16 protein-coding genes and 3 rRNA genes are annotated in these 24,405 nt (G+C 68.1%); 13 read left to right on the forward strand and 6 right to left on the reverse strand.

The window, feature by feature from the left end; all coding sequences use genetic code 11:
* Nucleotides 1–204: 204 nt before the first annotated feature.
* Nucleotides 205–1,788: a polyprenol phosphomannose-dependent alpha 1,6 mannosyltransferase MptB gene (mptB, locus tag FHX81_RS33125; protein WP_141982461.1), complete on the reverse strand. Its 1,584-nt coding sequence runs from the start codon at nt 1,786–1,788 to the stop codon at nt 205–207.
* A 95-nt stretch (nt 1,789–1,883) separates the two neighbouring features.
* Between mptB and FHX81_RS33130 the strand changes: the two genes are divergently transcribed.
* Genes FHX81_RS33130 through FHX81_RS33165 form a run of 8 tightly spaced genes read left to right on the forward strand, consistent with a single transcriptional unit; the run spans nt 1,884 to nt 8,513 of the window.
* Nucleotides 1,884–2,585 carry a helix-turn-helix transcriptional regulator gene (locus tag FHX81_RS33130; protein WP_141982462.1) on the forward strand — a complete coding sequence of 234 codons (702 nt, stop codon included), beginning with the start codon at nt 1,884–1,886 and terminating at the stop codon, nt 2,583–2,585.
* The gene (sufB, locus tag FHX81_RS33135) at nt 2,582–4,027 is read left to right on the forward strand and encodes a Fe-S cluster assembly protein SufB (protein WP_141982463.1); all 1,446 of its coding nucleotides are present in this window, start codon (nt 2,582–2,584) and stop codon (nt 4,025–4,027) included. The genes FHX81_RS33130 and sufB overlap by 4 nt, the downstream gene beginning before the upstream one ends.
* 1 nt (nt 4,028) lies before the next feature.
* Complete coding sequence (sufD, locus tag FHX81_RS33140; RefSeq protein WP_141982464.1) at nt 4,029–5,204, forward strand: Fe-S cluster assembly protein SufD; 1,176 nt, start codon at nt 4,029–4,031, stop codon at nt 5,202–5,204.
* Nucleotides 5,201–5,521 (forward strand): non-heme iron oxygenase ferredoxin subunit, encoded by a 321-nt coding sequence (locus tag FHX81_RS33145; protein ID WP_141982465.1) that lies wholly within the window; start codon nt 5,201–5,203, stop codon nt 5,519–5,521. The genes sufD and FHX81_RS33145 overlap by 4 nt, the downstream gene beginning before the upstream one ends.
* Nucleotides 5,522–5,555: 34 nt before the next feature.
* The gene (sufC, locus tag FHX81_RS33150) at nt 5,556–6,329 is read left to right on the forward strand and encodes a Fe-S cluster assembly ATPase SufC (RefSeq protein ID WP_141982466.1); all 774 of its coding nucleotides are present in this window, start codon (nt 5,556–5,558) and stop codon (nt 6,327–6,329) included.
* Between the two features lie 57 nt (nt 6,330–6,386).
* Nucleotides 6,387–7,664, forward strand: coding sequence for a cysteine desulfurase (locus FHX81_RS33155; RefSeq protein WP_141982467.1), 1,278 nt, complete (start codon nt 6,387–6,389; stop codon nt 7,662–7,664).
* A 16-nt stretch (nt 7,665–7,680) separates the two neighbouring features.
* Entirely contained in the window at nt 7,681–8,124 is a 444-nt protein-coding gene (gene sufU, locus FHX81_RS33160; protein WP_141982468.1) for a Fe-S cluster assembly sulfur transfer protein SufU, read from the forward strand.
* A complete protein-coding gene (locus tag FHX81_RS33165; protein WP_141982469.1) occupies nt 8,121–8,513 on the forward strand; it encodes a metal-sulfur cluster assembly factor in 393 nt (130 codons plus the stop codon). Before sufU ends, FHX81_RS33165 begins: the two co-directional genes overlap by 4 nt.
* Before the next feature lie 100 nt (nt 8,514–8,613).
* On the opposite strand, the gene FHX81_RS33170 is transcribed toward FHX81_RS33165, so the two are convergent.
* The 5 genes from FHX81_RS33170 to FHX81_RS33190 form a co-directional block, all read right to left on the reverse strand.
* Nucleotides 8,614–9,027 carry a CBS domain-containing protein gene (locus FHX81_RS33170; protein WP_141982470.1) on the reverse strand — a complete coding sequence of 138 codons (414 nt, stop codon included), beginning with the start codon at nt 9,025–9,027 and terminating at the stop codon, nt 8,614–8,616.
* 70 nt (nt 9,028–9,097) lie between these two features.
* Nucleotides 9,098–10,210 (reverse strand): carboxylate-amine ligase, encoded by a 1,113-nt coding sequence (locus tag FHX81_RS33175; protein WP_141982471.1) that lies wholly within the window; start codon nt 10,208–10,210, stop codon nt 9,098–9,100.
* A gap of 83 nt (nt 10,211–10,293) precedes the next feature.
* Entirely contained in the window at nt 10,294–11,997 is a 1,704-nt protein-coding gene (locus FHX81_RS33180) for a GGDEF domain-containing protein (RefSeq protein ID WP_141982472.1), read from the reverse strand.
* Between the two features lie 41 nt (nt 11,998–12,038).
* The gene (locus FHX81_RS33185; protein ID WP_211363625.1) at nt 12,039–13,112 is read right to left on the reverse strand and encodes a lycopene cyclase family protein; all 1,074 of its coding nucleotides are present in this window, start codon (nt 13,110–13,112) and stop codon (nt 12,039–12,041) included.
* On the reverse strand, nt 13,112–14,077 hold the full coding sequence (locus tag FHX81_RS33190) for an MASE1 domain-containing protein (RefSeq protein ID WP_246108092.1): 966 nt from the start codon (nt 14,075–14,077) through the stop codon (nt 13,112–13,114). Before FHX81_RS33190 ends, FHX81_RS33185 begins: the two co-directional genes overlap by 1 nt.
* 501 nt (nt 14,078–14,578) lie before the next feature.
* Between FHX81_RS33190 and FHX81_RS33195 the strand changes: the two genes are divergently transcribed.
* From FHX81_RS33195 to FHX81_RS33215, 5 genes are all read left to right on the forward strand, one after another.
* Nucleotides 14,579–16,096, forward strand: a 16S ribosomal RNA gene (locus tag FHX81_RS33195).
* A gap of 351 nt (nt 16,097–16,447) precedes the next feature.
* A 23S ribosomal RNA gene (locus FHX81_RS33200) occupies nt 16,448–19,528 on the forward strand.
* Between the two features lie 107 nt (nt 19,529–19,635).
* Nucleotides 19,636–19,752, forward strand: a 5S ribosomal RNA gene (rrf, locus tag FHX81_RS33205).
* The 16S, 23S and 5S rRNA genes sit together here, the layout of an rRNA operon.
* 105 nt (nt 19,753–19,857) lie before the next feature.
* A complete protein-coding gene (locus FHX81_RS33210) occupies nt 19,858–21,426 on the forward strand; it encodes a deoxyguanosinetriphosphate triphosphohydrolase family protein (protein ID WP_141982475.1) in 1,569 nt (522 codons plus the stop codon).
* 144 nt (nt 21,427–21,570) lie between these two features.
* Nucleotides 21,571–24,360 carry a S8 family serine peptidase gene (locus tag FHX81_RS33215; protein ID WP_141982476.1) on the forward strand — a complete coding sequence of 930 codons (2,790 nt, stop codon included), beginning with the start codon at nt 21,571–21,573 and terminating at the stop codon, nt 24,358–24,360.
* Nucleotides 24,361–24,405: the final 45 nt, after the last annotated feature.

Below are 24,405 nucleotides of genomic sequence, written 5' to 3' on the forward strand. Positions count from 1 at the left end.
CCCGCGGCCCCGATCCTCCCGCACCCCCTACCTCGCCCACCGCCGCCTCCCGGTTACACCCGCGAGAGTCGAACGTCCAGGTCCCGCGTGTCGAACCTCCAGGACCCCCGAGTTCTGCGTTCGCGTTCGGCCAGGCGGCCGCGAGCGTTGAATTCGCAGGTCCTGAGCGTTCGACACGCGGGACCTGGAGGTTCGACTCTCGGGTCAGGCGGAGCCGGGGAGGGGGTCGCGTCTGATCAGGGGGATGACCTGCTTGCGGGCGACGAAGAGGCACACGCCGAACGCGATCAGGGCGGCCGTCACGGCCTGCGGCACGATGTAGGCGCGCCCGTCGAACGCCGATCCCGTCGGCGGCAGGATGACCGCGATCACGGCGCTCGCGGTGGTGGCGAAGACCCGGAAGCGACGCGCCAGCACGGCCGTGGCCAGCGGCAACGCGGCCCACAGCACGTACCACGGCTGCAGCACGGGCCCGAGCACCAGCACCGCGCCCAAGCCCGCCCCCAGGCCGTTCATGGCCTTGATCCGGCCCCGGAACGCCTTCCACAGCAGCGTCGCCACGATCACCACCGACACGGCCTGCGTCACGATCCGCATCAGCACGATCACCGACTCGGTGTGGTTGCCCAGCCCGAGCAGCAGCCCCAGCCCGCCGCCCATGAACCCCATCGCGGTCGGCGGGGACATCCAGCTCTTCACCGTGCCGGCGACGTTCAGCGTCTCCACCCAGCCGAACCCCAGCCCGGTGCCCACGCACGTCCCGACCATCACCACACCCGAGATGACCAGCAACAACAGCGCCGCCCGCACCAGGTCGGAGAACCGGCCGCCCCACCGCCGCGCGATCATCACGCCGAGGAACCCGAGCGCCAGCGCGGCCGGGATCTTCACCGCCGCGCCCATCGTGATCATGGTCGCCCCGAGCACGATCCACAGCAGCTCTTCACGCGTCGTCGGCGCACCGGGCGTCACCGGCATCTTCCGCAACGCCAGTTCCAGCCCGACCAGCATCAGGCCGATCGCCAAGCCCTCGTTGTGCACGCCCACGACCAGGTGGAACAGCACCAGCGGGTTCGCCGCGCCCAGCCACAGCGCGCTCACCGGCGGCACGCCGAACCGCCGCGCCAGCCGCGGCAGCGCCCACACGATCATCGCCAGGCCCAGCAGCCCCAGCAGCCGGTGCAGGAAGATGCCCGGCAGCACGCTGTCGCCGGTCACCATGGAGATGACCCGCCCGGCGGCCAGGAACAGCGGCCCGTACGGCGCGGGCGTCTCGCGCCAGATGTTCGGCACGTTCTTGGTCAGGTCGTGCTCCACGCCCAGCGCCGTGGCCGGGCCGAGCTCGTACGGGTCCTGCCCGTTGGCCGCGATCTGCGACTGCGCCAGGTAGCTGTAGACGTCACGGCTGAACATCGGCAGCACGAACACCAGCGGCGTGATCCACATCAGCAGCGTGCGGTCGAGCTGGCTGCGCGTCACCAGCCGGGGTCGGCCCGGCCGGGCGAACCGGCCCAGCCACAGCCACGCCGACACGATGAGGAACATGCCGGTCCACACCGCGCCCATGGACGCGCTGGGCATCCGCACGAACAGCCCCAGCAGCGGCGTCCCCGGCAACGGGCTGAACACGGGCGCGGCCCCGGACCCGAGGGAACCGACCGCCATCAGCAGCGCGCCGACGGTGCCCCAGCGGCGGATCACGTCGAGCTGCCGCCGTTCGGGGGCGTCGAGGGGTGCTGCCTCGCCGATCCCGCTCCGGTTCGCCATCACCATTCCGCCCGCCGCCACGTCCGAAGGGTAGCGACCGGGCCCCTCGCGTGACTCGGGTCACCCGACGAGGGCCGATCTTTGCGACCGCCCGCGAAATACGCAACACTGGTGTTGTGAAAAACGCCGGGATCGAACCGACCGCTGTGCCGTCCGGGCACGACGGCCGGACCCGGCACGCCGTCGCACGGCTCCTCCTGGAGCAGGGCCCGGTGACCGCGGCCTCGGTCGCGGAACAGCTCGGCCTGAGCCCCACGGCGGTGCGCCGGCACATCGACGCGCTGGTGGCCGACGGCGAGGCGACCAGCAGGGAGGCCCCGCGCCGGGGTCAGCGCGGCCGGGGTCGCCCGGCCAAACTCTTCCTGCTGACCGAGCAGGGGCGGGCCCGCTTCGGGCACGCCTACGACGACCTCGCCGTGGCCGCGCTGAGGTTCCTCGCCGAACAGGGCGGGGAGGAGGCGGTACGGGCCTTCGCCGAACGACGGGTGTCCGCCTTCGTCGACCGGCACCGCGCGGCCATCGTCACCCAGCCCGACGCCGCGGACCGGGCCAAGGCCCTCGCGGTGGCCCTGACCAGGGAGGGCTACGCTGCCTCGGCGCGCCACGTGGGGGCGGGCGAGCAGCTCTGCCAGCACCTGTGCCCGGTGGCGCACGTAGCGGCGGAGTTCCCGCAGCTGTGCGAGACCGAGACGGCGGCGTTCGCCGACCTGCTCGGCACGCACGTCCAGCGCCTGGCCACCATCGCCCGCGGCGATGCCGTGTGCACGACGCACATCCCGAACACACCCCGGATCCCAGATGGAGGGGAGCCCGCATGACTGCCGCTGCCGAGCAGCGCACCACCACAGCCCCGCTCACCCAGGAAGAGACCCTGGCGAGCATCGGCAACTACGAGTTCGGCTGGGCCGACTCGGACGTGGCAGGCGCGAGCGCTCGCCGGGGCCTGAACGAGGAAGTCGTTCGGGACATCTCGGCGAAGAAGAACGAGCCCGAGTGGATGCTGGACTTCCGGCTGAAGGCGCTGCGCCTGTTCGACCGCAAGCCGATGCCCACCTGGGGTTCGGACCTGTCGGGCATCGACTTCGACAACATCAAGTACTTCGTCCGGTCGACCGAGAAGCAGGCGGCGACCTGGGACGACCTGCCCGACGAGATCAAGAACACCTACGACCGCCTCGGCATCCCGGAGGCGGAGAAGCAGCGCCTGGTGTCCGGCGTCGCGGCCCAGTACGAGTCCGAGGTCGTCTACCACAAGATCCGCGAGGACCTCGAGGAGCAGGGCGTCATCTTCCTCGACACGGACACCGGTCTGCGCGAGCACCCGGAGCTGTTCAAGGAGTACTTCGGCTCCGTCATCCCGTCGGGTGACAACAAGTTCTCCGCGCTGAACTCCGCGGTGTGGTCGGGCGGCTCGTTCATCTACGTGCCGAAGGGTGTCCACGTCGACATCCCGCTGCAGGCCTACTTCCGGATCAACACCGAGAACATGGGCCAGTTCGAGCGCACGCTGATCATCGTCGACGAGGGCGCCTACGTGCACTACGTCGAGGGTTGCACCGCGCCGATCTACTCGTCGGACTCGCTGCACTCCGCCGTCGTGGAGATCATCGTCAAGAAGGGTGGTCGCTGCCGCTACACGACCATCCAGAACTGGTCGAACAACGTCTACAACCTGGTCACCAAGCGCGCGAAGGCCGAAGAGGGCGCGACCATGGAGTGGATCGACGGCAACATCGGCTCCAAGGTCACCATGAAGTACCCGGCCGTGTTCCTGATGGGCGAGCACGCCAAGGGCGAGGTCCTCTCGATCGCGTTCGCGGGCGAGGGCCAGCACCAGGACGCGGGCGCGAAGATGGTCCACATGGCGCCGCACACGTCGTCCACGATCGTGTCGAAGTCGGTGGCGCGCGGCGGCGGCCGCACCTCCTACCGCGGCCTCGTGCAGGTCAACAAGCGGGCGCACCACTCGAAGTCGACGGTCAAGTGCGACGCGCTGCTGGTGGACAACATCAGCCGCTCGGACACCTACCCGTACGTCGACGTCCGCGAGGACGACGTGTCGATGGGCCACGAGGCCACGGTCTCGAAGGTCTCCGAGGACCAGCTGTTCTACCTGATGTCCCGCGGTCTCAACGAGGACGAGGCCATGGCGATGATCGTGCGCGGGTTCGTCGAGCCCATCGCGCGCGAGCTGCCGATGGAGTACGCCCTCGAGCTGAACCGCCTGATCGAGCTGCAGATGGAAGGGGCCGTCGGCTGACATGGCCGTCACCACCGAACAACAGCAACACGGCCTGACGGCCCACTCGCACGGTGCGGGTGCCCCGGTGTCCTCCCGCGCGGACCACTTCACGTCGTTCGACGTGAACGCGTTCGAGGTGCCCGGCGGTCGCGAGGAGATCTGGCGCTTCACCCCCATGAAGCGCCTGGCGAACCTGCACCACGGCGCCGAGGCGACCGGCACGGCGACCGTCGAGGTCGATGCCGCCGAGGGCGTCGCGGTCGAGACCGCGGCGCGCGGCGACGAGCGGCTGGGCACCGCGGGCACCCCCGGTGACCGCATCGCCGCCCAGGCCTGGTCGTCGTTCACCGAGGCCACCGTCGTCACCCTGCCGGGTGACGCGAAGTCCGGGCCGACCACGATCACCGTGACCGGCGCCGGCGAGGGCCAGGTCGCCTACGGCCACCTGCACGTGCACGCCAAGCCGTTCGCCGAGGCCGTCGTCGTCATCGACCACCGCGGCTCCGGCGCGTACGCCGACAACGTCGAGTTCGTCGTCGGCGACGGCGCGCACCTGACCGTGGTCGCCGTCCAGGACTGGGCCGACGACGCGGTGCACGTCTCCGCGCACCACGCCAAGCTGGGCCGTGACGCCACGTTCAAGCACACCGTCATCACCCTCGGCGGCAACCTCGTCCGCCTCACCCCGGTGGTCACCTACACCGGGCGCGGCGGCGACGCCGAGCTGCTCGGTTTGTACTTCGCCGACGCGGGCCAGCACCTGGAGCATCGCACCTTCATCGACCACGCGGTGTCCAACTGCCGCAGCAACGTGGTCTACAAGGGCGCGTTGCAGGGCGAGGACGCGCACACCGTGTGGATCGGCGACGTGCTGATCCGCGCCGCGGCCGAGGGCACCGAGACCTTCGAGCTCAACCGCAACCTGGTGCTCACCGACGGCGCGCGCGCCGACTCGGTGCCGAACCTGGAGATCGAGACCGGCGAGATCGAGGGCGCGGGCCACGCCAGCGCCACCGGCCGGTTCGACGACGAGCAGCTGTTCTACCTGCAGGCCCGCGGCATCCCGGAGGAGCAGGCGCGCCGGCTGGTCGTGCGCGGCTTCTTCCACGAGATCCTGCTCAAGATCGGTGTCCCCGAGGTGCGCGAGCGCCTGGAAGCCGCCATCGAGGCGGAGCTCGAAGCGGTGGGCGCGTGATCAGGGTGTGCTCGCTGACCGACCTCGACGACCGCAAGCCCGCGGCGTTCGAGGTCGGCGACGAGTGCACCCCGGTCGTGCTCGTCCGCGACGGCGACGCCGTGCACGCGCTGCGCGACCTGTGCTCGCACGCCGAGGTCGCGCTCAGCGAGGGCGAGGTGACGCGCAAGGGCGTGGAGTGCTGGCTGCACGGGTCGTGCTTCGACCTGCGCACCGGCCGCCCGTCCTCGCCGCCCGCCACCGAGCCGGTCGACGTGTTCGCCGTCGAGCTCCGCGGTGGTGACGTCTACGTGGACGTCGCCACCACCACGAACTGACTTCCGCTCGCAACACCAGGAGAACGAAGCACCAATGGCCACTCTGGAGATCAAGGACCTGCACGTCTCGGTCAACACCGAGGACGGTGCCAAGGAGATCCTCAAGGGCGTCGACCTGACCATCAAGGCAGGCGAGACCCACGCGATCATGGGTCCCAACGGCTCGGGCAAGTCCACCCTGTCCTACGCCATCGCGGGGCACCCCAAGTACGAGATCACCTCCGGCAGCGTGCTGCTGGACGGCGAGGACGTGCTGGAGATGACCGTGGACGAGCGCGCCCGCGCCGGCCTGTTCCTCGCCATGCAGTACCCGGTCGAGGTGCCCGGCGTCTCGATGTCGAACTTCCTGCGCACCGCCGCCACCGCCGTGCGCGGCGAGGCGCCGAAGCTGCGCCACTGGGTCAAGGAGGTCAAGGAGGCGATGTCCGACCTGGACATCGACCCGGCCTTCGCGGAGCGCTCGGTCAACGAGGGCTTCTCCGGCGGTGAGAAGAAGCGGCACGAGATCCTGCAGCTCGGCCTGCTCAAGCCGAAGATCGCGATCCTGGACGAGACCGACTCCGGCCTGGACGTCGACGCGCTGCGCGTGGTGTCCGAGGGCGTGAACCGGTACAAGGAGTCCGGCGAGGTCGGCGTGATGCTGATCACGCACTACACCCGGATCCTGAAGTACATCTCGCCCGACTTCGTGCACGTCTTCGCCGCGGGCCGCATCGCCGAGTCCGGCGGCCCGGAGCTGGCCGACAAGCTCGAGGCCGAGGGTTACGTGAAGTACATCGGGAAGCAGGAAGCCGCCAGCATCGGCTGACGTTGCACCTGTCGTGCAACCGTCCGTGAACACGTATCGAGAGGAGGCGTCGGAGCAGTGACCACCACCGCCACGCCACTGGACGTCGTCGGCGTCCGAGCGGACTTCCCGATCCTGGGCCGCACCGTGCGGGAGGGCAAGCGGCTGGTCTACCTGGACTCCGGCGCCACCTCGCAACGGCCGAGGCAGGTCCTCGACGCCGAGCGCGCCTTCCTGGAGACCGCCAACGCCGCGGTGCACCGCGGGGCGCACCAACTGGCCGAGGAAGCCACCGACGCCTACGAGGGCGCGCGGCAGAAGATCGCCGACTTCGTCGGGGTCGACTACGGCGAGATCGTGTTCACCAAGAACGCGACCGAGGGCGTGAACCTCGTCGCGTACGCGATGGGCAACGCGGCCACCGCCGGTCCCGAGGCCGAGCGGTTCCGCGTCGGTCCCGGCGACGAGATCGTCGTGACCGAGATGGAGCACCACGCGAACCTCGTGCCGTGGCAGCAGCTCGCCGCCCGCACCGGCGCCACGCTGCGCTGGTTCGGCGTCACCGACGAGGGCCGGCTGGACCTGTCGGACCTCGACGAGCTGATCAACCCAAGGACGAAGGTCGTCGCGTTCACCCACCAGTCCAACGTGCTCGGCACCGTCAACCCGGTGCGCGTGCTCGCGGACGCCGCCCGTGAGGTCGGCGCCCTGACGGTCCTGGACGCGTGCCAGTCCGTGCCGCACGGCCCGGTCGACTTCAAGGCGCTCGGCGTGGACTTCGCGGTGTTCAGCGGCCACAAGATGCTCGGCCCGTCCGGCATCGGCGTGCTCTACGGACGCCGCGAGCTGCTGGAGGCGCTGCCGCCGTTCCTCACCGGCGGGTCGATGATCGAGATGGTCCAGATGGCGAAGTCGACCTTCGCCCCGCCGCCCGCGCGGTTCGAGGCGGGCGTGCCCATGACGTCGCAGGCGGTGGCGCTGGGCGCGGCGGTCGACTACCTCAACGCCATCGGCATGGACCGCGTCGCCGCGCACGAGCACCAGCTCACCGAGGCGGCGCTGCGCGGCCTGTCCGCCATCCCGGGCGTGCGGATCGTCGGCCCCCTGGACGCGGTGGACCGGGGCGGCGCGGTGTCGTTCGTGGTGGAGGGCATCCACGCCCACGACGCCGGACAGGTGCTCGACAGCCTGGGTGTCGCGGTGCGCGTCGGCCACCACTGCGCGTGGCCCCTGCACCGGCGGATGGACGCCGCCGCGACCGTGCGGGCCAGCTTCTACCTGTACAACACGCTGGACGAGGTGACCGCCCTGGTCGACGCCGTCCGCGAGGCGCAGACGTTCTTCGGCGTTCGATGACTTCCGGGTGGGCTTGATGCAGCTGCAGCAGATGTACCAGGAGATCATCCTGGACCACTACAAGAACCCGCACGGCCGCGGCCTGCGCGACCCGTACGACGCCGAGTCGCACCAGATCAACCCCACGTGCGGCGACGAGGTGACGTTGCGGGTGTCCCTGGACGGCGACACCGTGCGCGACGTGTCGTACGACGGGCAGGGCTGTTCCATCAGCCAGGCGTCCACCTCGGTGCTGACCGACCTGGTGGTGGGCCGGCCGCTGGGCGAGGCGTTCGAGAAGATGGACGCGTTCGTCGAGCTGATGCAGGGCCGCGGCCAGGTGGAGCCCGACGAGGACGTCCTGGAGGACGGCATCGCGTTCGCGGGCGTGGCGAAGTACCCGGCGCGCGTGAAGTGCGCGCTGCTGGGCTGGATGGCGTTCAAGGACGCGGTGGCACGCAGCGAGGGAGCAAAGGCATGACCGCCGAAGAGGACGTGGTGCGCGGCATCGAGGGCATGCCCGAACCGCCCGCGCCGAAGGCCGAAGTGGCCGCGGTGGACGACGTCGAGGAGGCCATGCGCGACGTCGTCGACCCCGAGCTGGGCATCAACGTCGTGGACCTGGGCCTGGTCTACGACATCCGGGTGGACGAGGAGAACGTCGCGCTCATCGACATGACCCTGACGTCGGCCGCGTGCCCGCTGACCGACGTCATCGAGGACCAGACCCGGTCCGCGCTGGTCGGCGGTGGTGGCGGCGGGATCGTCGACGACTTCCGCATCAACTGGGTGTGGATGCCGCCGTGGGGTCCGGAGAAGATCACGGACGACGGCCGCGAGCAGCTGCGCGCGCTCGGGTTCACGGTCTGACCCGGAACACCCGTCGACGCGAAGAGCGTCCCCGCCAGTCCGGCGGGGACGCTCTTCGCGTTTCCGACCCGTTCCGCCGATCCGCTTCGACCGCGGACCGTCACCGGGCGTAGACGCGCTCCACGAACTCCGCGATCTGCGACTCGCTCAGGTGACGGGCGAGATCCGCCTCCGACACCATGCCGACCAGGCGGTGGTCCTCGATCACCGGGAGCCGGCGGATCTGGTTGTCCTCCATCGTCCGCAGCACGTGCGACAGGTCGTCGTCCGCCTGGACCCAGTGCAGGTGACCGGACATGTCACCGGCCTTCATGGACGCGGGGTCACGACCGTCGGCCACGCAGCGCAGCACGATGTCGCGGTCGGTGATGATGCCGTGCAGCTTGTCGTCCTTGCCGCAGATCGGCAACGAGCCCACGCCCAGGTCACGCATCATCCTCGCGGCGTCGAGCAGGCTCTGGTCCTCCTTGATGCACTCGACACCGGAGTTCATGATCTCCCGTGCGGTGGTCATGCCGAACCTCCTTCGTTCGCGTACGACAGGGGCGTACGACAGGGGTGCCCCCGACCACCGGGCCCACACCTCAGGTCTGCGCCGCCAGCATGCGCACCACGTCCGCCAGGGAACCGCGCCGCCGGAACGCCCGCCGCTGCCGCACCGCGCCCGTGCCGTCCACCAGCACCCGGTCGACGCCGTCGACCACCAGGTCCTCGTCCCCGGCCGCCCGCAGCGCCGGCCGGGTCCAGTCCACCAACGCCCGCGCCATGTCCGCCGCCGGCACCAGCCGTCCGCTGCGCGGCTCGATACCCGCGCCGTCCAACCCGTCCCGCGCCGCCCGCCACAACGCCGTCCGCAGCAGCAGGTCGGGCACGCGCTGCGCGGGCGCACCGGCCAGCGCCGTCACCGCGATGGCCCGCACCAGGGCCGCCAGCACCACGGCCTCGTCCACGGTCGCCGCCACGTCGCACACCCGCAGCTCCACGGTCGGGTGACGCGCCGACAACCGCACGTCCCAATAGACCATCGCCGGGTCCAACGCCGCCCCGCCCGTGCGCAGCACCCCCGCGCACCGGTGGTAGTCCTCCGCCGACTCGAACCACGGCGGCGCGCCCGCCGACGGCCACGGGCTCCACGCCAGGTAGCGCCAGCTCGCGTACCCCGAGTCGCGGCCGTCCGTGAACGGCGAGTTCGCGCTGATCGCCAACAGCACCGGCAGCCACTCCCGCAGGTGGTTGCTGATCAGCACCCCGGTGTCCTCGTCCGGGATGCCGATGTGCACGTGGCACCCGCAGATGGTCAGCCCGTCGATCAGCGACCCGTACTCGGCGGCGATCGTGCGGTAGCGGTCGGCCTCGGCCAGCGGTGGCGGCCGCACGCCCCCGAGCACCGGCGTCCCGGTCGCCACGATCCGCGCGCCGTGCGGACCGGCCAACGCCGCCAGCGCCCGCCGCGCCGCCACGAGCTGCTCCCGCACCTCGGACATGCTCAGGCACACCCCGGTGGCGCTCTCCACCTGGTACAGCGTCATTTCCTGCTGGAGGTCCAGCGCGGAACGGACACCGCCCAGCACCGCGCCCGCCAGCGGCACCAGCACCCCGGTGTCCGTGTCGACCAGCAGGAACTCCTCCTCGACCCCCACCGACAGCGGCAGGTCCGAGACGGCTCGCGGAAGTGGTAGGGCGGTAACCTCGCTCACCAGGGACCTCCCGACGCTGGGTAGTCCGCCTGATGCTATGAGTAACCAAACGGGCCGCACATGCGGCTTTGCGGTGAACTTTCCTAACTTACCGCCAGATGCGGACCGCCGCGCAGTACGTCCACGTGGTCGCTGCCCGGCCGCCCCAGCACCCAGCTCGTGCCGCGCAGCGACTTCGCGTGCTCCTTCAACGGCGCGAGCAACCGCGACACCTCGCGGTAGGACCCCACCGACCCGGCCGCGCAGATCAACGTCGCCAACGACAACGTCACCCCACGACCCTCCGCCTCGAACGGCGCGTCCAGCACACCCGCGGCGAACGGCACGATCTCGTTCAACCCGGCCACCACCAGGAAGTCGTCGCCGCCGACGTGACCCACCTGCACACCGGGGTACGCCGCCGCGCCGTCGGTCAGCGCCCGCCCGATCGCCCGGATCAGGTCGTCACCCGCCGCGAACCCCACCGAGTCGTTCACCCGCTTGAACGCGTCCACGTCCAGCCACGCCACCGCGAACAGCTCGCCGCCCAGGATGCGCCGGTCCACCTCGCGCGCGATCGAGTCGCTGCCCGGCAGCCGCGTCAACGGGCTCAGCGCCGCCGCCTGCTCCACCTTCATCTCCGCCACCCCGCGCACCACGTCCGCGACCCGCACCACGCCCAGGCAGCGGTCGTCGTCGTCCACGACCACCAGGTCGTCGTTGGTGCGTTCCCGGTTGGCGTGCGCGACGACGTCCAGCAGCTCCAACGCGCTCGACTCGGCCCCGATCAGCTTCGGCCGGTCCGCCAACCGCGCCGCCTCCCGCTTGGCGTGCAGCGCGTGCCCGAACGGCCCCGTCACCGCCAGCAGGAACCGGTTGCGGTCCACCGTCCACCGCGGCCTGCCCTCGCCGTCCACGAGCACCACGCCGCTGACCGTCGGCTGGTTCGCCAGCACGTCCCGCACCTCCTCGGACGTCGCCGAGTCGGGCAGCGTGGTCGCCGGGTGCAGGAAGTCGGTCACCCTCGGCCCCGCCTTGCGGCGCAACGGCCCGGTCATCGTGCTCGTGACCGCCTCCGGGTCGTTGACCTCGCTCAACACCGCCGCGATCGTCGCGTCCACCTTCGGCCGCCGCTGGGGGCTCGCCAGCAGGTTGCCCTGCGCGAGCCGCACGCCGAGCCGACGCAACGCGGCCAGCTCCGCCTCCGTCTCCACACCCTCGGCCACGACCTGCGTGCCCGTGTGCTCGCACAGGTGCTGCAACGCCTGCACCGTCGCGTACCGGGCGGCGTCGGTGGGCAGCGCCACCACCACCTCGCGGTCCAGCTTGACCACGTCGGGCCGCACCTCGGCCAGCAGCGACAACGGCGAGTCACCCTCGCCCACGCCGTCCAGCCCGATCCGGAACCCGTCCTGCCGCAGCCGCTCGATGCCCTTGACCAGCAGCCGGCGCGGCGCGCGCGAGTACGGCGTGCCGACCTCGACCACCAGGTCGGCCGGGCCGCGTCCGACGTCGCGCAGCGCCCCGTACAGCGGGGCCATCAGCTCGGGCTTGTCCGCGATGGTCAGCGCGAGCAGGTTGACGTGCAGCGGCACGCCCAGGCCGTGGTCGGCCGCGTGCCGGATCGCGCGGCACGCGAGCGCCACGTCGGTGTTGGCCAGGTACCCGGCGCGGAACGCCATCCGCAGCAGGTCCTGCACGGTGCCGTCGTGCGGTCGGGCCAGCGCTTCAACCGCCACGACCCCTCCGGTGTGGAGGTTGAACAACGGCTGGAAGGCGAAGCGAACGTCATCCAGCAAGGCGGGCACGCGGTCGATCGTGCCCGGTCGATCTTCTTTTGCCGAGACCGTTAACCGAGTGTTCTCGCACTTTTGGCCGATTGCACAGGGAATGCCAGCCGACCGCGCATAACCCACGGCACCGAGCCGAACAGCCGGAGCATCGCCTGGACGGTGCCGCGCAGGTCATCGGGCCCGCCGAGGTAGGCGCGTTGATGAGTGGCGGACAATTCGAAAAAGCTGTTGAAGAATTCCGGGACTTCGTCCGGCGGCAACGCGAGCAACGCCGCCAGACCTCTCAGCCGCAACGCGCGCACCGCCCGTTCCGCCGCCGACCTCTCCACCTCCCGGCCGTGCGCGAGCGCGTCCGCCACCACCGACGCCCGCCGCAACGCCACCGCCACGCTGTACCCGGTCGCCGGGTGCACCCACCCCGCCGCCGCGCCGAACGCCCCGTCCCGCGCCTGCCCGTCCAACGGGATGCGCACCCTCTCCTCGCCCTCCGGCACCGCGATGTCCCACGCGGCCAAGCGCGCGTGCAGCCGGAGCCGCAGCTCGGCCAACGGCAGACCCGGCCGGCGGGCCAAGGACGTCTCCTCCAACAACACCTCGTCGGCCGACACCGGGATCGCGTAGAGGAACGTCGGGTCGCTCGTCGCCGCCGCGGGCGGCTTGCGCCAATCCATGATCAACGCCTCGTCCGGTCCGACGAACGGCGTCGCCGACGCAGCGGGCACCACCACCCCCACCGCCGTCTGCGCCGCGCGACCACCCAGCGCGCCGCTCGCGTCCACCACCCGCCCGGTCAGCACCCGCCCGCCGGCCAACGTCACCGACGTGGTCGTGCGGTCGACCACCCGACCCGCGACCACCCGCACCTCGTCCGGGAGCCGCCGCAGCCCTTCGTTGTCCAGCACGGCGTAACCCCTCGGGATCAGGTGCTCCGCCGTCGTCACCGCACGCGCCCTCGACGTGCTCACCGCGACCGGCGCGTCGTCCGGCAACTCGTCCGCCCACGCCGCGTACGTCGCCCGCCACGGACGCGCCGGGTTCGGGTCGACCACCGTCGTGCCGAGACCACGCGCCGCGCACGCCCGAGCCAACGCCCGCCCGGCCGGCCCGCCGCCGACCACCACCACGTCCATCAACGCTTCTCCGGGGGCTTGGGCAGCAGGTCGCCGAGTGCCAGCGGTTGGTACCGCGCGACCACGTCCGAGAGCTGCGCCACGGTGCGCTCGATCGCCGCCCGCGCCGCGTTGCGCTCCGCGATCACCGCCGACAGCAAGAGCGCCGTCAACACCGCCGTGCTGTTGAACGCCTGCAACGTCACCATCCGCACCACCAGGTCCAAATCCGCGAACGGGCCCGTGGCGCGCGCCGCACCCCGTGCGGCGAGGGTCGTCGCGATCAACGCGCACGGTGCCGTGCCCAGGTGCTGGAAGCGCAGCGCCGCCCAGATCAGGAAAGGGAACACCAAGTACATCAGCCGGAGGTCGTGCGTGCTCGCCACCGCCATGACCACCGCCGTGCTCACCACCAGCGCGACCGCCTCCACCCACCGGCGCACGGGGTGGTCGCGCAGGCGCAGGGGGCGCAGTGCCAGCACGATCGGCACGAACACCAACACGCCCAGCGCGTCACCGGTCCACCACACCGTCCACGTGGACCAGAACAGCGAACCGTCGATCACGCCCGTCGCCAGCAACGTGCCCGAGCCGATCGTGGCGCTGACCGCCATGCCCACGAACCCGCCCAACAACACCAGGGCGAGCGCGTCCCGCGTGCGATCCATCTCCGGCCGGAAGCCGGCTCTCTTCAGCAACAGGTAGGCGACCACCGGTGCGAGCGTGTTGCCGGCCGTGATGAGGAACGTGGCGCCGAGATCGGCCAGCGTCGAGTTGGTCGCGAACGCGCCCAGCGCGACGCCCGGCCACATCCTCTGCCCGCCCAGCAGCAGCGCGAGCACCGCGACACCGGTCGGCGGCCACAACGGCGTCACCTGGTCGTTGACCAGGGCCTGGAGGAGACCGACCCGGGCACCCGCGTAGTAGCAAGCCGCGACCACGACGACGTGGACCGCGTACCGGCCGAGCCGAGGGGAGAGCTGCACCGGCACAGCATCCACTGTCCCGGAGGAGCGCACCACGCCTAGCTGCGGAGACGCCGTAAGTGACCCCCCGATTTGTCTCCACGTGGGCCGGGGTGTAACTTTCTCTCTGCCAGCGCGGAACGGGCCGGAGAGAGACCGGAACGGAGCGCGGCGAACACAAGCCCCCGGGACAGAATCAGCAGCACAGCGTGCTGCCTCGGCTCCGGACGGTAAGACAAAGTGAATGCGAAGCGAGTTCATCGCGGAGCCGAGAAGCCGAAACCGGCCGATTTGACACCGCGAAAACGAACGAGCTAAGCTTCAACCAGAACGAAACACAAAGCCCCGGAATGAACCGCGGTAAGACGCGGGACAAGATGGTGAGCGCGTGTTCTTTGAGAACTCAACAGCGTGCCGAATAGCCAGTAAATTTATGAACCTCGTCAAGAGGTTTCCTTTGAGATTGTTACTGGACAACTGACATTACTTGTCAGTGTTGTTCGGAGCGATCGAACTCATTCCTTATTGGAGAGTTTGATCCTGGCTCAGGACGAACGCTGGCGGCGTGCTTAACACATGCAAGTCGAGCGGTAAGGCCCTTCGGGGTACACGAGCGGCGAACGGGTGAGTAACACGTGGGTAACCTGCCCTGTACTCTGGGATAAGCCTGGGAAACTAGGTCTAATACCGGATATGACCTGCCTCCGCATGGTGGTGGGTGGAAAGTTCCGGCGGTACAGGATGGACCCGCGGCCTATCAGCTTGTTGGTGGGGTAATGGCCTACCAAGGCGACGACGGGTAGCCGGCCTGAGAGGGTGACCGGCCACACTGGGACTGAGACACGGCCCAGACTCCTACGGGAGGCAGCAGTGGGGAATATTGCACAATGGGCGAAAGCCTGATGCAGCGACGCCGCGTGAGGGATGACGGCCTTCGGGTTGTAAACCTCTTTCAGCAGGGACGAAGCGCAAGTGACGGTACCTGCAGAAGAAGCACCGGCTAACTACGTGCCAGCAGCCGCGGTAATACGTAGGGTGCGAGCGTTGTCCGGAATTATTGGGCGTAAAGAGCTCGTAGGCGGTTTGTTGCGTCGGCTGTGAAAACTTCACGCTTAACGTGGAGCCTGCAGTCGATACGGGCAGACTTGAGTTCGGCAGGGGAGACTGGAATTCCTGGTGTAGCGGTGAAATGCGCAGATATCAGGAGGAACACCGGTGGCGAAGGCGGGTCTCTGGGCCGATACTGACGCTGAGGAGCGAAAGCGTGGGGAGCGAACAGGATTAGATACCCTGGTAGTCCACGCCGTAAACGGTGGGTGCTAGGTGTGGGGGACTTCCACGTCCTCCGTGCCGCAGCTAACGCATTAAGCACCCCGCCTGGGGAGTACGGCCGCAAGGCTAAAACTCAAAGGAATTGACGGGGGCCCGCACAAGCGGCGGAGCATGTGGATTAATTCGATGCAACGCGAAGAACCTTACCTGGGCTTGACATGCACCGGAAACCTGCAGAGATGTAGGCCTCTTCGGACTGGTGTACAGGTGGTGCATGGCTGTCGTCAGCTCGTGTCGTGAGATGTTGGGTTAAGTCCCGCAACGAGCGCAACCCTCGTTCCATGTTGCCAGCGCGTAATGGCGGGGACTCATGGGAGACTGCCGGGGTCAACTCGGAGGAAGGTGGGGATGACGTCAAGTCATCATGCCCCTTATGTCCAGGGCTTCACACATGCTACAATGGCCGGTACAGAGGGCTGCTAAGCCGTGAGGTGGAGCGAATCCCACAAAGCCGGTCTCAGTTCGGATCGGGGTCTGCAACTCGACCCCGTGAAGTCGGAGTCGCTAGTAATCGCAGATCAGCAACGCTGCGGTGAATACGTTCCCGGGCCTTGTACACACCGCCCGTCACGTCACGAAAGTCGGTAACACCCGAAGCCCGTGGCCCAACCAGCTTGCTGGGGGGAGCGGTCGAAGGTGGGACTGGCGATTGGGACGAAGTCGTAACAAGGTAGCCGTACCGGAAGGTGCGGCTGGATCACCTCCTTTCTAAGGAGCATTCCTCATCGGTCACCTTCGGGTGGTCGGTGGAGAGCCATGCCGGCGGCGAACGATCGTCGGATGGTCGCTCAATGATGTGGATGCTGGCTAATGCATTCGGTCTTGTTGCCGCACGAGTTAGTACTGTTCCTTCGGGGGCGTGGAAGGGTCGTGTGGGGGCTTGGTCTAGTGTTCGGTACGCTGTTGGGTCCTGAGGGAACACGTGAGTGTCTCTTTCAGCGAGAAACGACAGGGCGACCTCCGCCTTCGAACCGCTCAGGTGACTGGGTAGGCGTTGGCAGTAGCGAGGTGGTGTCTGGTTGTTCTTTGAGAACTGCACAGTGGATGCGAGCATCTTTGTGGCAAGTTATTAAGGGCACACGGTGGATGCCTTGGCACCAGGAGCCGATGAAGGACGTAGGAGACTGCGATAAGTCTTGGGGAGCTGTCAACCGAGCTGAGATCCAAGAATTTCCGAATGGGGAAACCCGGCCCCAGTCATGTGGGGTCACCCATACCTGAACACATAGGGTATGTGGAGGGAACGCGGGGAAGTGAAACATCTCAGTACCCGCAGGAAGAGAAAACAACCGTGATTCCGTGAGTAGTGGCGAGCGAAAGCGGAAGAGGCTAAACCGTATTCGTGTGATACCCGGCAGGGGTTGCGTGTACGGGGTCGTGGGACTTACTGGCTAGTTCTGCCGGACTGGCAAGGAGTCATAAAATGTCGTGGTTAGCGGAACGCGTCTGGAAAGCGTGGCCGTAGAGGGTGAAAGTCCCGTACGTGAAAACCCGACATCTCCTAGTGATGTTCCCAAGTAGCAGCGAGCTCGTGGAATTTGCTGTGAATCTGGCGGGACCACCCGCTAAGCCTGAATACTCCCTGGTGACCGATAGCGGACTAGTACCGTGAGGGAAAGGTGAAAAGTACCCCGGGAGGGGAGTGAAATAGTACCTGAAACCGTGTGCCTACAATCCGTCGGAGCCTTTAGGGGTGACGGCGTGCCTTTTGAAGAATGAGCCTGCGAGTTAGTGCTGCGTGGCGAGGTTAACCCGTGTGGGGTAGCCGTAGCGAAAGCGAGTCCGAATAGGGCGTCAGAGTCGCGTGGTCTAGACCCGAAGCGGAGTGATCTAGCCATGGCCAGGGTGAAGCGTGGGTAAGACCGCGTGGAGGCCCGAACCCACCAGGGTTGAAAACCTGGGGGATGAGCTGTGGTTAGGGGTGAAAGGCCAATCAAACTCCGTGATAGCTGGTTCTCCCCGAAATGCATTTAGGTGCAGCGTCGTGTGTTTCGTGCCGGAGGTAGAGCACTGGATGGTCTAGGGGGCCCACAAGCTTACCGAAATCAACCAAACTCCGAATGCCGGTACGTGAGAGCGCGGCAGTGAGACTGCGGGGGATAAGCTTCGTAGTCGAGAGGGAAACAGCCCAGAACGCCGGCTAAGGCCCCTAAGTGTGTGCTAAGTGGGAAAGGATGTGGGGTCGCCCAGACAACCAGGAGGTTGGCTTAGAAGCAGCCACCCTTTAAAGAGTGCGTAATAGCTCACTGGTCAAGTGGTCCTGCGCCGACAATGTAGCGGGGCTTAAGCACACCGCCGAAGCCGTGTCATTCAGAGCTTGTCTCTGGATGGGTAGGGGAGCGTCGTTCAGCCACTGAAGCTGCAGGGGAACCTAGTGGTGGAGGCTGGACGAGTGAGAATGCAGGCATGAGTAGCGAAAGCAGAGTGAGAAACTCTGCCGCCGGATGACCAAGGGTTCCTGGGCCAGGCTAATCCGCCCAGGGTAAGTCGGGACCTAAGGCGAGGCCGACAGGCGTAGTCGATGGACAACGGGTTGATATTCCCGTACCCGTGTGAACGCGCCCATGGCGAACCTTGTGATACTAACCGCCCGAAGCCTGTTCTGATTCTTCGGATGATGGACTACGTGGAGCGCGGGACCTGAACTTGTAGTAGTCAAGCGATGGGGTGACGCAGGAGGGTAGCTCCGCCAGTGAGTGGTAGTACTGGTGTAAGCGTGTAGGGAGAGTTGTAGGCAAATCCGCAGCTCATATATCCTGAGACGTGATGCATAGCCGATTGAGGCGAAGTAGGGTGATCCCATGCTGCCGAGAAAAGCCTCTAGTGAGTGTTCATGCGGCCCGTACCCCAAACCGACACAGGTGGTCAGGTAGAGAATACCGAGGCGATCGGGCGAACTGTGGTTAAGGAACTCGGCAAAATGCCCCCGTAACTTCGGGAGAAGGGGGGCCGAGGGATTTGAAGCCCCTTGCGGGCTAGGATTTTTCGGCCGCAGAGACCAGCGAGAAGCGACTGTTTACTAAAAACACAGGTCCGTGCGAAGTCGCAAGACGATGTATACGGACTGACGCCTGCCCGGTGCTGGAACGTTAAGGGGACCGGTTAGCTCTTCGGGGCGAAGCTGAGAACTTAAGCGCCAGTAAACGGCGGTGGTAACTATAACCATCCTAAGGTAGCGAAATTCCTTGTCGGGTAAGTTCCGACCTGCACGAATGGCGTAACGACTTCTCGACTGTCTCAACCACAGGCCCGGCGAAATTGCATTACGAGTAAAGATGCTCGTTACGCGCGGCAGGACGGAAAGACCCCGGGACCTTTACTATAGCTTGGTATTGGTGTTCGGTTCGGCTTGTGTAGGATAGGTGGGAGACTGTGAAGCTGTGACGCCAGTCATGGTGGAGTCGTCGTTGAAATACCACTCTGGTCGTACTGGATGTCTAACCTCGGTCCGTGATCCGGATCAGGGACAGTGCCTGGTGGGTAGTTTAACTGGGGCGGTTGCCTCCCAAAGGGTAACGGAGGCGCTCAAAGGTTCCCTCAGCCTGGTTGGCAATCAGGTGTCGAGTGCAAGTGCACAAGGGGGCTTGACTGTGAGACCGACGGGTCGAGCAGGGACGAAAGTCGGAACTAGTGATCCGGCCATGGCTTGTGGAAGCGTGGTCGCTCAACGGATAAAAGGTACCCCGGGGATAACAGGCTGATCTTGCCCAAGAGTCCATATCGACGGCATGGTTTGGCACCTCGATGTCGGCTCGTCGCATCCTGGGGCTGGAGTAGGTCCCAAGGGTTGGGCTGTTCGCCCATTAAAGCGGTACGCGAGCTGGGTTTAGAACGTCGTGAGACAGTTCGGTCCCTATCCGCCGCGCGCGTAGGATACTTGCGGAAGGCTGTCCCTAGTACGAGAGGACCGGGACGGACGGACCTCTGGTGTGCCAGTTGTCCTGCCAAGGGCATTGCTGGTTGGCTACGTTCGGAAGGGATAACCGCTGAAAGCATCTAAGCGGGAAGCCTGTTCCTAGATGAGGTATCCCACCCTTTGTGGGTTAAGGCCCCCAAGAGACTATTGGGTTGATAGGCCGGAGATGGAAGGTCGGTAACGGCTGGAGTTGACCGGTACTAATAGGCCGAGGACTTGTTACGAAGACGCTACGCATCCACTGTGCGGTTCTGAAAGAACCGAACCGGACCATCTGGTCGGGCACGAGAGTGTCTGGTCGGGTGCCTACGGGTTGGTAATTTCATAGTGTTTCGGTGGTCATAGCGGTTGGGGAACACCCGGTCCCATTCCGAACCCGGTAGTTAAGCCTTCCAGCGCCGATGGTACTGCACTCGTGAGGGTGTGGGAGAGTAGGACGCCGCCGAACATAACTTCGCCTTCAGGGGCACTCGTCCACCCGAGTGCCCCTGAAGGCTTTTTCGCGTCACGCGTCGGGTCGACGCCGCTGAACCGCGCGACTAAGTTCTCGGCCATGCACCACGACCCCGCCGACCCCCGGACGCAGCGCCGTTCCGGCGGGACCGCCACCGTCCAGGCCGACCTGGCCACGAGCCCGTTCCGGGTCGACCGGGACCGGGTGGCCAGTTCGCCGTTCTTCGCCAGGCTGGGCGGCGTCACGCAGGTCGTCAGCTCGACCGGGTCCGGCCTCCTGGTGCACAACCGCCTCACGCACAGCCTGAAAGTGGCGCAAGCCGCTCGTGCCATCGCCGAGCGCCTGCACACCAGTGCGGACGTCGCCACCGTGCTGGAGAAGCTCGGCGGTTGCGACCCGGACGTGGTGGAGGCCGCGTCCCTGGCGCACGACCTGGGGCACCCGCCGTTCGGGCACCTCGGTGAGCAGGTCCTCGACCGGTTGGCCCGGCACCGGTTCGGGTTGTCGGACGGGTTCGAGGGCAACGCGCAGTCGTTCCGCATCGTCACGACCACCGACGTGAGGGGGCCGGCCGCGGTCGGGCTGGACCTGACCGTGGCGGTGCGGGCGGCGATGCTGAAGTACCCGTGGACGCGCCTGTCGTACCCGAAGCCGCACCCGCGTGACCTGCCCGCGCCGCCGCGCGGTGCCGCCGAGCCGCCCGACGGGCCGGGCACCGGTTCCAGCAAGTTCTCCGCCTACGTCACCGAGGTGGACGACGTCGAGCAGGCCCGTGCGTTCTACAGGGGCCGGTTGGAGCCGTGGCAGCAGACGGTCGAGGCGTCGGTCATGGACACGGCCGACGACATCGCCTACGCCATCCACGACCTGGAGGACTTCCACCGGGTCGGTGTCCTGCAGCACGCCACCGTGTCGACCGAGCTGAACACCTGGCTCGACCACGCGTTGGAGCTGGCCGCGCTGAGCGCCGCCGACCTGGCCGCCCAGCAACGCCGACCGGGCCGTTCGCTGGAGGCGTTGCGCCGCCGGCTGCACGCCAAGGACTCGTGGGCGGTGGACGACGGCGCGTTCGCGCAGGCCGTGGCCAAGGTGCGGGCCGAGCTGGTGGACGGTCTGCTGGCGGTGCCGTTCGACGGTTCGGTGGAGGCGGAGCAGGCCGTGGCCGGGTTCTCCGCCCGGTGGACGCGTCGCCTGGTGGACTCGGTCGGCGTGGTCGAGGAGCCGACGACCCGCTCGGGGCACGTGGTGCTGGCCGTGCCGCAGTGGCACGAGGTGCAGGTGCTGAAGTTCGTCCACCGCCGGTTCGTGCTGCTGCGCCCGGACCTCGCGCTGCACCAGCGCGGCCAGGCGAGGCTGTTGACCGCGCTGGTCGAGGCGCTGGAGCAGTGGGTAACCGACCGGCACGAGGCGAACCGGCTGCCGCGCCGGCTGCACGACCTGGTCGAGCTGGCGGGTGAGGAGTACGCGACGTTGGCCAGGACGGACCCGTCGGTGCTGGTAGGGGCGACGGGCGAGACGCCGTCCGGCCCCGACGCGGTGCGGGCGCTGGCCCGTGGCCGGGCGGTGGTCGACTTCATCGCCTCGCTCACCGACAACCAGGCCGCGGCGCTGCTCGACGCCCTGTCCGGGCGGACCGGTCAGCTGTGGACAGATGCTTTTGTACTGTGAAATGTGATGGATTCACCGTCTGAGAAGTAGGCCGAACGGTGGCAGACGGTACTTGTCCGTGCGCAATACGTTGACCCCTCGGCCGGAGACATCCGACCGCAGGCCGCGTGCGTCGGGGGCACGCACGATCTGGGGGAGACGCCTGTGCGCTCACCGAAACGCCGTTCACGAAGAAACGCCCTGATCGCGGCGGGTGCCGCCGTGCTGTTGACCGCGGGCGTCGTGTTGCCCGCGGCCGCCGACCCGACCAGGGCGTCCAAGGGCGTCGAGGATCGGACCGCCGCGCAGATCGCGGCGCTGCAGGACATCAAGAAGTCGCTCACCGAAGCCGAGTCCAAGGTGGACAGCGCGCTCGTCGTCGAGCAGCGCCGGCGGTCGAACGCCACCACGCTCGGCAAGCTCCCCGCCCTCCAGACCGGGGTGAAGGTCCACAGCGGAAACACCGTCGTGGTGGACATCCGCGCGTTCAAGGTGACCGACGACCTGGTCGCCGCCGTCCGTGCCGCTGGTGGCGGCATCCGCGCGGTGTCCACGGAGGGCAAGACGGTCCGCGCCCAGTTACCGCTCGGTGCGCTGACCAAGCTGTCCGCCCGCGGCGACGTCCGCCGGGTCGAGACGGCCGTCGAGTTCAAGACGTTCCACGAGCAGGGCCGCAAGGCCGACCAGGCTCCCTCCAAGGAGGAGAAGGCCCGGCAGATCGAGGAGCGCACCCGCGGAGCGCTGATCGCGCCGCAGGCCGTCCGCACCGGTGAGGGCGACCGGGCGCACGCCGCCGACACCGCCCGCGACGACTTCCGCGTCACGGGCACGGGCGTGAAGCTGTGCGCGCTGTCCGACGGCGTCGACTCGCTGTCCCTCTCGCAGGCCGCGGGCGAGCTCCCCGCCGGCGTCGAGGTCCTGGCCGGTCAGGAGGGCGACGGCAACGAGGGCACCGCGATGCTGGAGATCCTCCACGACATCGCGCCGAACGCGAGCCTCGGCTTCGCCACCGCGATCAACGGCGACGCGAGCTTCGCCGACAACATCCGCGCCCTGCGCTTCCAACTGGGCTGCGACGTCATCGTCGACGACATCCTCTACTTCAACGAGTCGCCGTTCCAGGACGGCGTGATCGCGCAGGCCGTGGACGCGGTCACCGCCGACGGCGCGCTGTTCTTCTCCTCCGCGGGCAACGAGGGCAACGTCGCCGACGGCACCTCGGGCCACTGGGAGGGCCAGTTCGTCGACTCCGGTGTCGGCGTCGGCAAGTTCGCCGGCACCGCGCACGACTTCAACCCGTCGCCGGACGCGAAGCAGGTGTTCAACCCGCTGTCGGACAGCTCCGCGAACGTGCCCGTGACGCTGTTCTGGTCCGACCCGCTGGCGTCGTCGTTCAACGACTACGACCTGTACCTGGCGAACGCGCAGGGCAACGTGGTGGCGTTCAGCCAGGGCGTGCAGGACGGCAGCCAGGACCCGTACGAGCGGCTGAACACGCCCACCAGCGCGTTCGGCCTGCGGCTGGCCGTGGTGAAGTTCCGCGGTGAGGACAAGTACCTGGCGCTGTCCGCCCTGGGCGGCCGGTTCAAGGACTCCTCCGACGGGCTCAAGAAGTTCGCCACGCCCGGCGTGACCCGGGGTCACTCGGCGGCCAAGGGCGCGATCAGCGTCGCGGCGGCGCCCGCGAACAACCCGCTGCCGTTCGACCTGGAGCCGGGCGACCCGGCCAACCCGCGCGGCCCGTACCCGAACGCGTTCGACGGCACGCAGAAGCCCGAGCGGTTCACCTCGGACGGTCCGCGCCGGGTGTTCTTCGCGCCCGACGGCACCCCGCGCGAGGAGGTCCGGCAGAAGCCCGACCTGACCGCGGCGGACGGCGTGCAGACCAGCGTGGCGGGCTTCAACCCGTTCTTCGGCACGTCGGCGTCCGCGCCGAACGCGGCGGCCATCGCGGGCCTGGTGCTGTCCGGCAACCCCGGCCTGACCCCCGCGGAGGTGCGCGAGGCGTTGACCGCCACCGCGATCGACATCGCCGAGGCCGGCCCCGACAACCGGACCGGCGCGGGCGTCGTGCGCGCCGACCTGGTGCTGGCCTACACCGGCGCCTCGCCGCAGGCGCTGGCGAAGGCGGCGAAGCCGTCCGTGGTCAACGACAGCGACGGCAGCCAGTACCTCAAGCCGGGCACCACGGCCACGGTCACCGTGCCGGTGGTCAACAACGGTGACGGCACGGCCGCGTCGACCAGCCTCGTGCTCACCACGCCCACCGCGGGTGTGACGATCGCGCCGCGGTCGAAGTACTACGGCAACGTCGAGGTCGGCCAGACGGTCACCAACACGTTCAAGGTGACCGTGCCCGCGTCCCTGGGCGTCGGTTCGTCCGTCCGACTGGACGCCAAGGTGACGTTCGCGGGCACCACCTCGCCCACCACGAGCTCGTTCACGCTCAACGTCGGCGAGCCGTCCCGCGACGCGAAGACCTTCGCCTACGCCGGGCCGGCCGTGGCCATCCCGGACAACGACCCCACCGGCGCCACGGTGCAGATCCCGGTCAGCGGCGTCGGCGCGGGCTCCAAGCTCGTGTTCTCGGTCGACGGCGACACGTGCAGCTCGGCCACCGGCGCGACCACCGTCGGGATCGACCACTCGTTCGTCGGTGACCTGGTCGGCACGCTGACCTCGCCGTCCGGCGCGACCGCGACGGTGTTCCAGCGCAACGGCTCGACCGGCAACAACCTGTGCCAGGTCGTGTTCGACGACACCGCCGCGCAGCCGTTCTCCTCGGTGACCAGCAACCTGGCGCCGTACACCGGCACGTGGCGGCCCACCACTCCGCTCGGCGCGCTGCTCGCCGCGCCGGTGGACGGCACGTGGACGTTCAAGGTCGTGGACGCGGTCTCGTCCGACCGCGGCTCGATCCGCTCGGTCTCGCTGAAGATCAACGGTTACATCTGATCGACGGGAAAGGGCCCCGGGAGCGCGCTCCCGGGGCCCTTTTCG

This window comes from Saccharothrix saharensis, assembly GCF_006716745.1.
In the GTDB taxonomy this organism is placed as follows: domain Bacteria; phylum Actinomycetota; class Actinomycetes; order Mycobacteriales; family Pseudonocardiaceae; genus Actinosynnema; species Actinosynnema saharense.